This is a genomic window from Pseudomonas sp. A125, from assembly GCF_055409485.1.
This window is the reverse complement of sequence record NZ_JBUZVP010000034.1, coordinates 24,330-37,693: the sequence shown is the minus strand read 5'-3', so window position 1 is coordinate 37,693 and position 13,364 is coordinate 24,330. Positions and strand designations below refer to the sequence as shown.

At 59.9% G+C, this 13,364-nt stretch carries 18 protein-coding genes; 7 read left to right on the top strand and 11 right to left on the bottom strand.

Annotation, left to right across the window (positions count from 1 at the left end):
* Positions 1–31: 31 nt before the first annotated feature.
* Complete coding sequence (yjgA, locus tag ACZRN6_RS31245) at positions 32–553, bottom strand: ribosome biogenesis factor YjgA (RefSeq protein WP_003216092.1); 522 nt, start codon at positions 551–553, stop codon at positions 32–34.
* 108 nt (positions 554–661) lie between these two features.
* Here yjgA and pmbA point away from each other — a divergent pair, with 108 nt between their 5' ends.
* The 6 genes from pmbA to ACZRN6_RS31215 all read left to right on the top strand — a co-directional run bounded on the left by pmbA (position 662) and on the right by ACZRN6_RS31215 (position 5,930).
* Positions 662–2,008, top strand: coding sequence for a metalloprotease PmbA (gene pmbA / locus ACZRN6_RS31240; RefSeq protein ID WP_464009642.1), 1,347 nt, complete (start codon positions 662–664; stop codon positions 2,006–2,008).
* Positions 2,009–2,156: 148 nt separating this feature from the next.
* Positions 2,157–2,552, top strand: coding sequence for a hypothetical protein (locus tag ACZRN6_RS31235; protein WP_010170602.1), 396 nt, complete (start codon positions 2,157–2,159; stop codon positions 2,550–2,552).
* Positions 2,545–3,921: a class II fumarate hydratase gene (locus ACZRN6_RS31230; RefSeq protein WP_464009641.1), complete on the top strand. Its 1,377-nt coding sequence runs from the start codon at positions 2,545–2,547 to the stop codon at positions 3,919–3,921. The genes ACZRN6_RS31235 and ACZRN6_RS31230 overlap by 8 nt, the downstream gene beginning before the upstream one ends.
* A 27-nt stretch (positions 3,922–3,948) precedes the next feature.
* On the top strand, positions 3,949–4,392 hold the full coding sequence (locus ACZRN6_RS31225) for a hypothetical protein (RefSeq protein ID WP_322147448.1): 444 nt from the start codon (positions 3,949–3,951) through the stop codon (positions 4,390–4,392).
* A 1-nt stretch (position 4,393) separates the two neighbouring features.
* Entirely contained in the window at positions 4,394–5,005 is a 612-nt protein-coding gene (locus tag ACZRN6_RS31220) for a superoxide dismutase (RefSeq protein ID WP_322147447.1), read from the top strand.
* Between the two features lie 31 nt (positions 5,006–5,036).
* Positions 5,037–5,930, top strand: coding sequence for a ZIP family metal transporter (locus ACZRN6_RS31215; protein ID WP_322147446.1), 894 nt, complete (start codon positions 5,037–5,039; stop codon positions 5,928–5,930).
* Between the two features lie 108 nt (positions 5,931–6,038).
* On the opposite strand, the gene ACZRN6_RS31210 is transcribed toward ACZRN6_RS31215, so the two are convergent.
* The 10 genes from ACZRN6_RS31210 to ACZRN6_RS31165 form a co-directional block, all read right to left on the bottom strand.
* On the bottom strand, positions 6,039–6,311 hold the full coding sequence (locus ACZRN6_RS31210; protein ID WP_233319858.1) for an HPr family phosphocarrier protein: 273 nt from the start codon (positions 6,309–6,311) through the stop codon (positions 6,039–6,041).
* A gap of 16 nt (positions 6,312–6,327) precedes the next feature.
* Entirely contained in the window at positions 6,328–7,185 is an 858-nt protein-coding gene (gene rapZ / locus ACZRN6_RS31205; RefSeq protein ID WP_322147443.1) for an RNase adapter RapZ, read from the bottom strand.
* 2 nt (positions 7,186–7,187) lie between these two features.
* Positions 7,188–7,652: a PTS IIA-like nitrogen regulatory protein PtsN gene (gene ptsN / locus ACZRN6_RS31200; protein ID WP_322147441.1), complete on the bottom strand. Its 465-nt coding sequence runs from the start codon at positions 7,650–7,652 to the stop codon at positions 7,188–7,190.
* Between the two features lie 12 nt (positions 7,653–7,664).
* Complete coding sequence (gene hpf, locus ACZRN6_RS31195; RefSeq protein WP_017138237.1) at positions 7,665–7,970, bottom strand: ribosome hibernation-promoting factor, HPF/YfiA family; 306 nt, start codon at positions 7,968–7,970, stop codon at positions 7,665–7,667.
* Positions 7,971–8,045: 75 nt separating this feature from the next.
* Positions 8,046–9,539, bottom strand: a complete 1,494-nt coding sequence (locus ACZRN6_RS31190; protein WP_322147440.1) for an RNA polymerase factor sigma-54 — start codon at positions 9,537–9,539, stop codon at positions 8,046–8,048.
* Positions 9,540–9,723: 184 nt separating this feature from the next.
* Positions 9,724–10,449: an LPS export ABC transporter ATP-binding protein gene (gene lptB / locus ACZRN6_RS31185; RefSeq protein ID WP_088422736.1), complete on the bottom strand. Its 726-nt coding sequence runs from the start codon at positions 10,447–10,449 to the stop codon at positions 9,724–9,726.
* On the bottom strand, positions 10,449–11,021 hold the full coding sequence (gene lptA / locus ACZRN6_RS31180) for a lipopolysaccharide transport periplasmic protein LptA (RefSeq protein ID WP_464009640.1): 573 nt from the start codon (positions 11,019–11,021) through the stop codon (positions 10,449–10,451). Before lptA ends, lptB begins: the two co-directional genes overlap by 1 nt.
* Entirely contained in the window at positions 11,008–11,580 is a 573-nt protein-coding gene (lptC, locus tag ACZRN6_RS31175; protein WP_322147438.1) for an LPS export ABC transporter periplasmic protein LptC, read from the bottom strand. Before lptC ends, lptA begins: the two co-directional genes overlap by 14 nt.
* Before the next feature lie 8 nt (positions 11,581–11,588).
* A complete protein-coding gene (locus tag ACZRN6_RS31170) occupies positions 11,589–12,113 on the bottom strand; it encodes a KdsC family phosphatase (RefSeq protein WP_010170579.1) in 525 nt (174 codons plus the stop codon).
* A complete protein-coding gene (locus ACZRN6_RS31165) occupies positions 12,114–13,088 on the bottom strand; it encodes a KpsF/GutQ family sugar-phosphate isomerase (protein ID WP_322147436.1) in 975 nt (324 codons plus the stop codon). It abuts the gene before it with no gap.
* A 46-nt stretch (positions 13,089–13,134) separates the two neighbouring features.
* On the opposite strand from ACZRN6_RS31165, the gene ACZRN6_RS31160 reads away from it, so the two are divergent.
* Positions 13,135–13,356 (top strand): hypothetical protein, encoded by a 222-nt coding sequence (locus ACZRN6_RS31160; RefSeq protein WP_322147435.1) that lies wholly within the window; start codon positions 13,135–13,137, stop codon positions 13,354–13,356.
* Positions 13,357–13,364 lie beyond the last annotated feature (8 nt).

The following is a 13,364-nucleotide window of genomic DNA, read 5'->3' as shown; positions in this document are numbered from 1 at the left end:
GGTGGCGAAGGTCGCCACCCGGGGAAGAGGGTCAGCGCAGGCCGCGTTGACTATCGTCCAGCTCACGGATGTACTTGAAGATTTTTCGGCTGGAGGCCGGTGGCTTGCTTTGCGCCAGTTCGTGCTGGGCCTGACGGATCAGGGAGCGCAATTGTTGGCGATCGGCATCCGGGTACTCGATGACGAACTTCTCCAGTACCGCGTCATCGCCGGCGATCAGGCGATCACGCCAGCGTTCCAGGTTATGGAAGCGCTCGTTGTACTGGCGAGTGGAGGCATCGAGTTGATCGAGCAAGGTCAGAATGGCGTCAGTGTCCTGGTCGCGCATCAGTTTGCCGATAAACATAAGGTGCCGTTTACGCGCGATATTCGCGGTGTGCTTGGGCGCATCGTTCAGAGCCCGGCGCAGGGCGTCGGTCAATGGCAGTTTTGCACACAAGTCAGGCTTGAGTGTTGTAAGGCGCTCGCCGAGGTCAACCAGAGCATGCAGCTCGCGTTTGACCTGAGATTTGCTTTTCTCCCCATCGAGGGAGTCGTCGTAAGAATCAACCATGGTGGCAGTCCGCAAAGAAACGCCGCCATGATAACCAGTCGGGGGCCGCTTGTCCGGCCCGGTCGCTCGAAGGCCTTAACCGAAAGCAGAATTTGAGTGGAGAAAACCATGAGTGCAGCCCAAAGCGTCGGTCCGCAAGCGTTACCGGCACTGCAGGAACAAGTCGAGCAGATCATTGCCGAGGCCAAGCGCCAGGGGGCCAGTGCCTGTGAAGTGGCGGTGTCCCTGGAGCAGGGGTTGTCGACATCGGTGCGTCAGCGGGAAGTGGAAACCGTCGAGTTCAACCGCGACCAGGGGTTTGGCATCACGTTGTATGTGGGCCAGCGCAAAGGTTCTGCCAGCACCTCCGCCAGTGGCCCGGACGCGATTCGTGAAACCGTCGCCGCCGCACTGGCGATTGCCAAGCACACCTCTGAAGACGAAAGCTCGGGCCTGGCCGATGCGGCCTTGATGGCTCGTGACTTGAAGGATTTTGACCTGTTTCATGCCTGGGACATCACCCCGGAGCAGGCCATTGAGCAAGCGCTGACCTGTGAAGCGGCGGCATTTGATGCCGACAGCCGGATCAAGAACGCTGATGGCACCACCTTGAGCAGCCATCAGGGTTGCCGCGTGTATGGCAACAGCCACGGCTTTATCGGCGGTTATGCCTCGACACGTCACAGCCTGAGCTGCGTGATGATCGCCGAAGCCAACGGCCAGATGCAGCGTGATTACTGGTACGACGTTAACCGCCAGGGCGATTTACTGATGGACCCGGTACTTATCGGCCAACGTGCCGCGCAGCGTGCGGCCAGCCGCCTGGGCGCGCGCCCGGTGCCGACCTGCGAAGTGCCAGTATTGTTCTCGGCAGAACTGGCCGGCGGTTTGTTCGGCAGCTTCCTCGGGGCGATTTCCGGCGGCAATTTGTACCGCAAGTCGTCGTTCCTGGAAGGCGCGATCGGCCAGAAGCTGTTCCCGGAGTGGCTGACCATCGATGAGCGCCCGCACCTGATGGGCGCCATGGGCAGTTCGTCGTTTGACGGTGATGGCCTGGCGACCTACGCCAAGCCGTTCGTCGAGAACGGTGAGCTGGTGTCCTACGTGTTGGGCACCTACGCCGGTCGCAAGCTTGGGCTACCCAGCACGGCCAACTCGGGCGGGGTGCACAACCTGTTCATCACCCATGGCGACGAAGACCAGGCGGCATTGTTGCGACGCATGGGCCGCGGCTTGCTGGTTACCGAGTTGATGGGCCATGGCCTGAACATGGTCACGGGCGATTACTCCCGTGGCGCGGCAGGTTTCTGGGTAGAAAACGGTGAAATCCAGTTCGCCGTGCAGGAAGTGACCATCGCCGGCAACATGCGCGACATGTTCAAGCAGATTGTCGCGGTGGGTAATGACCTGGAACTGCGCAGCAACATCCGCACCGGTTCGGTGTTGATCGAGAAGATGACCGTCGCCGGCAGCTGACCCGCCGACAGACGCTGTAAAAAAGGCGCGCCACCCATTGGGTGGCGCGCCTTTTTTATGCCCGAAATTCCGTGTGATCACCTCAGGCGCTTGTTTTGATTCTCAATATCATTTAATAATAAATATCATTACCGAATGAGCGTGGATCATGAGTTCTGTCCTGCATGAGGATCCTTACCTGGAAAGCTGGCGCTGGATGAGTCGTCAGATTCGCTGCGGCCTTGATCCCGACGAGCCCCGCCTGATCGAACATTACCTGGCCGAAGGCCGGTACCTCGCCTGTTGCACTGCGACCCATCCGTGGACCATCGGCGAAACCTCATTTCGCCTGCTGCTCGACACCGCCTCCGACATCGCCTTGCCCTGGCATTGGCGGTCCATGTGCCTGGACCAGGCCTGGCGCCCGTTGCGTGACCTGGAAAAACTTTCTCACTGTGCCTGCCGCCTCAAGCGCTGGCAGACCTTTGCCTGGCAATTGGCGACCTGCGAATTGCTTCCATCGATTTCTCACTCCGACCTGGTGCAAGGATCTTCCGATGAGTAACACCCGTATCGAACGCGACAGCATGGGCGAACTGCAAGTGCCCGCCGAGGCCTTGTATGGCGCGCAAACCCAGCGTGCGGTGAACAACTTTCCCATCAGCCACCAGCGCATGCCGGCGCAGTTCATCCGTGCGCTGATCCTGGCCAAGGCGGCCGCCGCCAAGGCCAACGTTGAGCTCAAACAACTGAGTGAAGCCCAAGGCAAGGCCATCGTCGATGCTGCCCAGGGTTTGCTGGAAGGCGACTTCATGCAGCACTTCCCGGTGGATATCTTCCAGACCGGTTCCGGCACCAGCTCCAACATGAACGCCAACGAAGTGATTGCGACCCTCGCCAGCCGTTTGCTGGGTGAGCCGGTCAACCCCAATGACCACGTCAATTGCGGCCAGAGCAGCAACGACATCATTCCGACCACCATTCATGTGAGCGCGGCGCTGGTGCTGCATGAACAGACCCTGCCGGCATTGCTGCACTTGGTGCAGGTGATCGAGCACAAGGCTGAAGAGGTGCACCGCTTCGTCAAGACCGGCCGCACGCACCTGATGGACGCCATGCCGGTGCGCATGAGCCAGGTACTCAACGGCTGGGCCCAGCAGCTCAAGGCGAATATCGGCCACCTGCAAGACCTGCTGCCGAGCTTGCAGGCGCTGGCGCAGGGCGGCACGGCCGTCGGCACCGGGATCAATGCGCATCCTGAGTTTGCGGCGCGCTTCAGCCAACAACTGAGCAACCTGACCCAGGTTCAGTTCACGCCCGGCAAGAATCTGTTTGCGCTGATTGGCTCCCAGGACACTGCCGTCGCGGTCTCCGGGCAGCTCAAGACCACCGCCGTGTCCTTGATGAAAATCGCCAACGACCTGCGCTGGATGAACTCCGGCCCGCTGGCCGGCCTCGGTGAAATCGAACTGGAAGGCCTGCAGCCGGGCTCCTCGATCATGCCGGGCAAGGTCAACCCGGTGATTCCGGAAGCCACCGCGATGGTTGCCGCACAAGTCATCGGCAATGACACGGTGATCACCATCGCCGGCCAGTCCGGCAATTTCGAACTCAACGTGATGTTGCCGATCATCGCCCAGAACCTGCTCAACAGCCTGGAATTGCTGGCCAACTCCAGCCGCCTGCTGGCCGACAAGGCCATCGCCAGCTTCAAGGTCAACGAAGCCAAGCTCAAGGAAGCGCTCTCACGCAACCCGATCCTGGTGACCGCACTCAACCCGATCATTGGTTACCAAAAGGCCGCCGAAATCGCCAAGAAGGCCTATCAACAGGGCCGCCCGGTAATTGACGTGGCGCTCGAACACACCGACTTGCCCCGCAGCCAACTGGAAACCCTGCTGGATCCGGAAAAGCTCACGGCCGGCGGCGTGTAATCACCGACCCTGCTTTGGAGGCTCACCATGGAGCACTGGAAACGCACGATCGAACGGGCCAATCGCTGCTTTATGGCAGGCGAGCTGGTAGATGCCCGCGAGGCCTACCTGCAAGCCCTGGCCCTGGCTCAAGTGTTGTTTGAGCGTTGGGCGGATGCCGACGAAGCGGTGGCGGCTTGCGTCATTTCCCATCACAACCTGGCAGACCTGCACCTGCGCCTTAACCAGCCGGAGGAAAGCGCGGAATACCTCTGTGCCATTCACCAGCGCCTGCTGCAGACCCTGCAGGACACCCGCCTTAACCCGCTATTGCGCGAGGCGGCCCTGCGCCAGAGCAGCAAGACCTACGTCGAACTGCTGAATTTCATCAGCGATCACGGTGAGTACCCGCGTACCCACCGCCTGCTGGGCAGCAACGTGGCGCCCTCGGATGCGTCGACCCGCAACAGCCCTTTTTATGGAGCTCATTGATATGTCCTACACCTTGCCGGCCTTGCCTTACGCCTACGACGCCCTTGAACCGCATATCGATGCGCAAACCATGGAGATCCACTACACCAAGCACCACCAGACCTATATCAACAACCTCAACGCGGCCGTCGAAGGCACCGAGTTTGCCGGGTGGCCGGTGGAGAAGTTGGTGTCCAGCGTGCAGCAACTGCCGGAAAAACTCCGGGCGGCGGTGATCAACCAGGGCGGCGGCCACGCCAACCACTCGTTGTTCTGGGCCGTGATGTCGCCCAAGGGCGGCGGCAAGCCAGAGGGTGCGCTGGGTAAAGCCATCGACGAACAATTGGGTGGTTTCGACGCCTTCAAGGAGGCATTCACCAAAGCCGCATTGACCCGGTTCGGCAGTGGCTGGGCGTGGTTGAGCGTTACCCCACAAAAGACCCTGGTGGTGGAGAGCAGCGGCAACCAGGACAGCCCGCTGATGAACGGCAACACGCCAATCCTCGGTCTGGACGTCTGGGAGCACGCTTACTACCTGCTGTACCAGAACCGGCGTCCGGAATACATCAACGCGTTCTACAGCGTCATCAACTGGCCGGAAGTTGCCGGACGCTACCAGGCTGCGCTGGGCTGAAACTCCTCTATAACAAGATCTAAGGCCGACTATGGGCACTGAAACACTGGCGATCAGCAGCGTGCGGATGTTTCGTTATGCGTTTGGCTCGCTGCTGCTATTGGCAGGAACGGCATTGCTGGTGGCCCAAGGGCTGGCCTGGCTTGACCTGGAACCACGCATCCTGCGGGCCTTGCAGGGTGGTGCCATTTGCGCGCTTGGCACCGCCTTGGGCGCCGTGCCGGTACTGGTAATTCGCCGGATGCCGTTGGCGGTGAGTGACACGCTGCTCGGCTTTGGTGCGGGGGTGATGCTGGCGGCGACTGCGTTTTCGCTGATCGTGCCGGGTATCGCGGCGGCTGAAAGCCTGGGGCTGACGCCCTGGGCCGCCAGTGGCCTGATCAGTTTCGGCATCATGCTAGGCGCTTTCGGGTTGTACCTGGTAGATCGCAAGGTCTCCGGCGCCAGCCCGGAAATGCTGGTGGGCAGTGCGGAACATCCGGTGATACCGCCGCGCATCTGGCTGTTTGTGTTCGCCATCATTGCCCACAACATTCCTGAAGGCATGGCGGTGGGTGTCTCGGCGGGTGGCGGCATGCCCGATGCCGACAGCCTGGCCATGGGCATTGCATTACAGGATGTGCCGGAGGGTTTGGTTATCGCGCTGGTGCTGGCCGGGGCAGGGATGTCGCGGGTCAAGGCGTTCCTGATTGGCGCGGCGTCTGGCCTGGTGGAGCCGGTGTTTGCGGTGCTGTGCGCCTGGCTGGTGAGCCTGGCGCAGGTGCTGTTGCCGCTGGGGTTGGCATTGGCTGCCGGGGCGATGCTGTTGGTGGTGACGCACGAAGTCATACCCGAGTCGCGGCGCAATGGCCATGACAAGCTCGCCAGCCTCGGGTTGTGCATCGGGTTTTGCTTGATGATGGTGATGGATACAGCGTTGGGCTAGGAACTCTGCCAAATTCCTTGTAGGAGCCGGCTTGCCGGCGATGGCGTTCCTGAGGTCAGTGCAAGACTTGTGGGCCAATCGCCGGCAAGCCGGCTCCTACAGAGGGTGTTACTCGCCTTCGTCAAAGAAGTTGTTGATCAACGCCACCAGCGCATCCAGGGCTTCCTGCTCTTGTTCGCCTTCGGTCTTCAAATGAATCTTTGTGCCCTTGCCCGCAGCCAGCATCATCATGGCCATGATGCTTTTGCCGTCGACCATGGATTCCGGGGTGCGCCCGGCGCGGATCTGGCAAGGGAACTGCCCGGCAACGCCGACGAACTTGGCCGAGGCCCGGGCGTGCAGGCCCAGCTTGTTGATGATTTCAATTTCCAGAGCGGGCATCGCGGGGGTGTTCCTTTCAGCTGAGGTCGCGGTGGCGAACCTGGACGTTCTTGAGGGTTTGGTGCAGCACCTTGCCCAGGCGTTCGGTCAGGTAGACGGAACGGTGATGGCCGCCGGTGCAGCCAATGGCGATGGTGACATAAGCCCGGTTGCTGGCCGCAAAACGCGGCAGCCACTTGAGCAGGTAGCTGGAGATGTCCTGGAACATCTCCTCCACATCCGGTTGCGCCGCCAGGTACTCGGCCACAGGCTCGTCCAGCCCGGACTGATCGCGCAATTCCGGCTTCCAATACGGGTTGGGCAGGCAGCGCACGTCAAACACCAGGTCGGCATCTACCGGCATGCCACGCTTGAAGCCAAACGACTCCACGAGGAACGCCGTGCCCGGCTCTGGCTGGTTCAGCAGGCGCAGCTTGATCGCATCACGCAGTTGATACAGGTTCAGGCTGGTGGTGTTGATCTTGAGGTCAGCCAGGTCAATGATCGGCCCCAGCAGCTTGGTCTCGTCTTCGATGGCTTCGGCCAGCGAGCGATGCGGGCTGCTAAGAGGGTGGCGTCGACGGGTTTCGGAGAAGCGCTTGAGCAGGGTCTCTTCGTCGGCGTCCAGGTACAGCACATCGCAATGGATGTGCTTGGCGCGCACTTCTTCGAGCAGCTCAGGGAAGCGTGTGAGGTGGCTGGGCAGGTTTCGGGCGTCGATCGAGACAGCGACCAGTGGTTGCGCGAGCTCAGTGTGAATCAGTGCGCGTTCCGCCAGTTCCGGCAGCAGGCCGGCGGGCAGGTTGTCGATGCAATAGAAGCCGTTGTCCTCAAGAACATTGAGGGCCGTGCTTTTGCCTGAGCCGGACCGGCCACTGACGATGATCAAACGCATGATTAATGCCTGCTTTGTTCATCCAGGACGACCTGATAGAGCGCCTCGTTGCTGGAGGCGCTGCGCAGTTTGTCGCGTACTTCCTTGCGGTCGAGCATGCTGGCGATCTGCCGAAGCAGTTCCAGGTGCGCATCGGTGGCAGCTTGCGGGACCAGCAGTACAAACAGCAGGTCGACCGGGGCGCCATCGATGGCGTCGAAATCGATTGGGGCATCCAGGTGCAGCAGGGCGCTGACTGGAGATTCACAGCCTTGCAGGCGGCAGTGAGGAATGGCGATTCCGTTGCCAAAGCCGGTCGAGCCGAGCTTTTCACGGGCGATCAGAGCCTCGTACACAGCTTGCGTATCCAGCTCGGGCACTTCGCGGCCGATCAGGTTGGCAATTTGTTCGAGGGCACGCTTTTTACTGCCGCCCGGCACGTTCACGAGGGAACGGCCGGGGGTCAGGATGGTTTCAAGTCGAATCATGGGTGGGGAGTGTTAGCGGCCGGTGCCTTGAAGAAGGCTCTGCTGCTTTTCCTTATGCTTTTTAAGTTGGCGGTCAAGCTTGTCAGTCAAGGCATCGATCGATGCATACATGTCTTCATGCTCGGCATTGGCGACCACTTCGCCACCGGGTATCTGCAAGGTCGCTTCGATTTTCTGCTGAAGCTTATCGACCTTCATGATGACCTGCACATTGGTGATCTTGTCGAAATGACCCTCAAGTCGTTTCAGCTTCTGCTCGACGTATTCGCGCAATGGAGGGGTGACTTCTACATGGTGTCCACTGATGTTGACTTGCATACAGCTTCTCCTTCGTTGCCAGTGCATAAAGCGGCAGGCCGGGGTGCCTGCCACTGGAACGCTATGGCCCGCCCGTCACATCAAACGCTTACGCTCGCTGGAAGGCGCGATCCCAAGGGACTCGCGGTACTTGGCGACGGTTCGACGGGCGACCTGAATGCCTTGTGCCTCCAGTAAACCAGCGATCTTGCTGTCACTCAACGGCTTTTTCTGATTTTCCGCGGCAACCAGTTTTTTGATGATCGCGCGGATCGCCGTGGACGAGCATTCGCCGCCTTCGGAGGTGCTGACGTGGCTGGAGAAAAAGTATTTCAGCTCATAGATACCCCGTGGGGTATGCATGAATTTTTGTGTGGTTACCCGGGAAATCGTTGATTCGTGCATGCCCACCGCCTCGGCGATGTCGTGCAATACCAGCGGCTTCATCGCTTCATCGCCGTATTCCAGGAAACCGCGCTGGTGTTCGACGATCTGGGTGGCGACTTTCATCAGGGTTTCGTTGCGGCTTTGCAGGCTCTTGATGAACCAGCGGGCTTCCTGCAACTGGTTACGCATGAAGGTGTTGTCGGCGCTGGTGTCGGCGCGGCGCACAAAGCCTGCGTATTGCGGGTTGACCCGCAGGCGCGGCACCGATTCCTGGTTCAACTCCACCAGCCAGCGCTCGTTGTCCTTGCGCACGATCACGTCGGGCACCACATATTCGGCTTCGCTGGACTCGATCTGCGAGCCAGGGCGCGGGTTCAGGCTCTGCACCAGCTCGATGATCTGGCGCAGGTCATCTTCCTTGAGCTTCATGCGGCGCATCAGCTGGCTGTAGTCGCGGCTGCCGAGCAGGTCGATGTAGTCGGTGACCAGGCGCTGCGCCTCGGCCAGCCAAGGGGTCTTGGCTGGCAATTGGCGCAGTTGCAGCAGCAGGCATTCGCTCAGGGTGCGCGCGCCGATACCGGCGGGCTCGAACTGCTGGATGCGGTGCAGGACGGCTTCGATTTCGTCCAGTTCGATGTCCAGTTCCGGGTCGAAGGCCTCGAGGATCTCCTCAAGGGACTCGTCCAGGTAGCCCTGATTGTTGATGCAGTCGATCAGGGTCACAGCGATCAGTCGATCGGTGTCAGACATCGGTGCCAGGTTCAGTTGCCAGAGCAGATGGCTCTGCAGGCTCTCGCCGGCGGAGGTTCGGGTAGTGAAGTCCCACTCGTCATCATCATTGCTGGGCAGGCTGCTGGCGCTGGTCTGGTAGACGTCTTCCCAGGCGGTGTCGACGGGAAGTTCGTTGGGAATGCGTTCGTTCCATTCACCTTCCTCAAGGTTGTCCACCGTGGGGGCGGTTTCCTGGTAGGAGGTTTCCTGTACGTCGGGGTTGGGTTTTTGCTCGATGTTGTCGGCAAGCGGGTCTGCATTATCGAAGTCGTCGCCTTCTTCCTGGCGTTCGAGCATCGGATTGGACTCCAGGGCCTCCTGGATTTCCTGTTGCAGGTCCAGGGTCGACAATTGGAGCAGGCGGATGGCCTGTTGCAGCTGAGGTGTCATCGTCAGCTGCTGGCCCATTCTCAGGACTAGCGATGGTTTCATGGCAGGGGCTTAACACCTTATTCGCCGGCGCAATGCGCCATCCACGACAGGGCGCGTGAGCGCCAAACATAAGCAAATTATATGCCTGATATCGGGGGCTTTGCCTAGAGCGCGGTAACAATAAAAATACTGAGGTTTTTATTGACTCCCGCGCTCCATGGCGAATGGCCTGATACCACCGTGTTTACAGGCGGAACTCGTGACCCAAATACACTTCCTTGACCAGTTCGTTGGCCAGGATGGTGGCCGAGTCACCTTCGGCAATCAGTTGCCCATCGTTGACGATATACGCGGTTTCGCAGATATCGAGGGTCTCGCGGACATTGTGGTCGGTGATCAATACACCGATGCCCTTGGCCTTGAGGTGATGGATGATCTGCTTGATATCGCCGACCGAGATCGGGTCGACACCGGCGAAAGGTTCGTCCAGCAGGATGAACTTCGGCGCAGTGGCCAGGGCGCGGGCGATTTCCACGCGACGACGCTCACCGCCGGACAGGCTCATGCCGAGGTTGTCGCGAATGTGGTTGATGTGGAATTCCTGCAGCAGGCTTTCCAGCTCTTGCTTGCGCCCGGCGCGGTCGAGTTCCTTGCGGGTCTCGAGGATGGCCATGATGTTGTCAGAAACCGACAGTTTGCGGAAGATCGACGCCTCCTGCGGGAGATAGCCAATGCCTGCTTGGGCGCGACCGTGCATGGGCTGGTGGCTCACGTCCAGGTCGTCGATCAGCACGCGGCCCTGATCGGCCTGTACCAGGCCCACGATCATGTAGAAGCAGGTGGTCTTGCCCGCACCGTTGGGGCCGAGCAAGCCGACGATCTGCCCGCTGTCGATCGACAGGCTCACGTCGCGCACGACCTGCCGGCTTTTATAGGCCTTGGCCAGATGCTGGGCTTTCAGGGTTGCCATTAATTCGCCTTCTTCGCGTCGGGTTTCGGCGCCGGCTGGGCTGCGGCCGGTTTCGGCTTCGGCTGGATAACCATGTCGATGCGCGGCTTCGGCGTGCCGATTTTGGAACCGGTGGCACGACCGGCCTGGGCAATCTGCTTCACCGTGTCGTAGACGATTTTTTCGCCGTCGGTGGTGTTGCCGTCATTGATCACCCGGGCCTGGTCGATCAGTACGATGCGATTTTGCTGTGCATGGTACTGGATCGTCTTGCCGTAGCCTTTGACTGGCGTAGGGTCGCCCACTTTTTGCAGCTGTTCGAAATACGCCAGGTTGCCAACCGAGGTGACCACGTCGATATCGCCTGCCGGGGTGCGAGTCAGCGTCACGGTATTACCCGTCACTTTCATCGAGCCCTGAGTGATGATCACGTCGCCGGTGTAGGTCGCAATACCTTTCTTGTCATCCAGTTGCGCGTCATCGGCCTGGATATGGATCGGTTGCTGGCTATCGTTCGGCAGAGCCCAGGCGCTCACGCTTCCCAGTGCTGCGCCCAGGCCGAGCAAAATAGGGAGGGTTTTAACGAGCCTCATACTGTCCTCTTACGTTCGATAGCAGGTGTATCCTGCTTTCTTTCAAATACGCTTTCATTCCCTTGCCAGTCGATACACCGCCAGCGCCGTCAATTCTAACGTCTTGCTCGGTCTGCGCATATTGCTTCTGTGGGAATACGGTCATGCGACTGCTGGTAATAATGGTGTCGCGGTCCTTGGCGTCGGTGCGGGCTACACGTACCGAGTCAATCAATTCCACTTGGGTGCCGTCCGGGTTGACCTCGCCACGCTCACTGGTGACGTGCCATGGGAATTCGGCGCCGCGATACAGGTTCATGTCCGGCTTGGTCAATAACGTGACCTCGGATGCCTTCAGATGTTCGACCTTGTCCGAGGTCATTTCATACTGGACCTTGCCATCGGGCAGGTACTGGATGCTGTGGGCGTTAATGGCGTAATAGTCGATAGCGCTCTCGTCCACCTGTGCGACGGGCTTGTCGAGGAAGCGCTCCGGGCTGATATTCCAGTAGCCTACCGCCAGGAATACGGCGGCGATGACAGCGAATATCAGGAAATTGCGAATCTTTTTGCTCAACATAAAACGCTCTATAGGTAGGCGGCGTGGGCCGCTTCAAGGCTGCCTTGGGCGCGCAGAATCAGTTCGCAGAACTCGCGGGCGGCGCCTTCGCCGCCACGGGCTGTCGTTACGCCATGGGCATGTTCGCGAACGAACGCCGCCGCATTGGCCACGGCCATGCCCAGGCCGACCCGGCGAATCACCGGCAGGTCGGGTAGGTCGTCACCGAGGTAGGCAACCTGCTCATAGCTTAGGTTGAGTTGGCCAAGAAGCTCGTCCAGGACCACCAGTTTATCCTCGCGGCCCTGATACAGGTGAGGAATCCCCAGGTTTTGTGCGCGGCGTTCCACAACCGGAGTCTTGCGACCGCTGATGATCCCGGTTTGCACGCCCGCCGCCATCAGCATCTTGATGCCCTGGCCGTCGAGGGTGTTGAACGTCTTGAATTCGCTGCCGTCTTCCAAAAAGTACAGGCGGCCATCTGTGAGTACACCGTCGACGTCGAAAATCGCCAGCTTGATGTTTTTGCCCCGTTGCAACAGGTCGGTGGTCATTTACATCACTCCTGCACGCAGCAAGTCGTGCATGTTCAGGGCGCCAACCGGGCGGTCGTCGCCGTCGACCACCACCAGCGCCAGAATTTTATGGTCTTCCATGATCTTCAGCGCTTCGGCCGCGAGCATGTCAGGGCGTGCGGTCTTGCCGTGAGGCGTCATGACTTCGTCGATGGTTGCGGTCTGGATATTGAGGTTGCGGTCCAGTGTGCGGCGCAGGTCGCCGTCGGTGAATACCCCGGCCAGGCGCCCGTCATCTTCCAGTATCACCGTCATGCCCAGGCGCTTGAGGGTCATTTCCATCAAGGCATCCTTAAGCAAGGTGCCGCGCGCCACTTGAGGCAACTCTTCGCCGGCGTGCATCACGTTTTCCACTTTCAGCAGCAGGCGACGGCCCAGGGCGCCACCTGGATGGGAAAATGCGAAGTCTTCGGCGGTAAACCCACGGGCTTCCAGCAGTGCCACCGCCAGCGCGTCGCCCATGACCAGGGCCGCAGTGGTGGAGGAGGTGGGTGCTAGGTTCAGCGGGCAGGCCTCGTGGGCAACGTGCACGTTCAAATTCACTTCGGCGGCTTTTGCCAGGGTTGAGTCCGGGTTGCCGGTCACGCTGATCAACTGGATGCCCAGGCGCTTGATCAGCGGCAGCAGGGTCACGATTTCGTTGGTGGTGCCGGAGTTGGACAGCGCCAGGATGATGTCATCCCGGGTGATCATGCCCATGTCGCCGTGGCTGGCTTCGGCCGGATGCACGAAGAACGCGGTGGTCCCGGTGCTTGCCAGGGTGGCGGCGATCTTGTTGCCGACATGCCCGGATTTGCCCATGCCGACCACGACAACGCGGCCCTTGCTGGCCAGAATCATCTCGCATGCGCGTACGAAATCCGCGTCGATATGGGCCAGTAAACCTTCTACGGCTTCAAGCTCAAGGCGGATGGTGCGTTGTGCGGATTGAATAAGGTCGCTGGATTGGCTCATGTCTGAAATCGTATAGCCTGACGAAAAGTCGGCGATTATAGCGGTAATGAACAATTCCCTCACGCAAGTTCGTCAGGCTTTATTCATTCCGCCTGTGGTTGAGATTCAACCTCAGCAAGGTTTTTTTAGCTGTCCTGTTTCTGAACAAGCTCTGTTCCGGCCTTGGGGGCGCTGTACCAGCAGTGATATAGTTCGCCGCCAGTTCGGTCCGCACAGCCTTTTTGTCTATTCGGCGCAAGCATTTGTCGAAAACAAGGTGTCTGAGTGAAAGGCTGC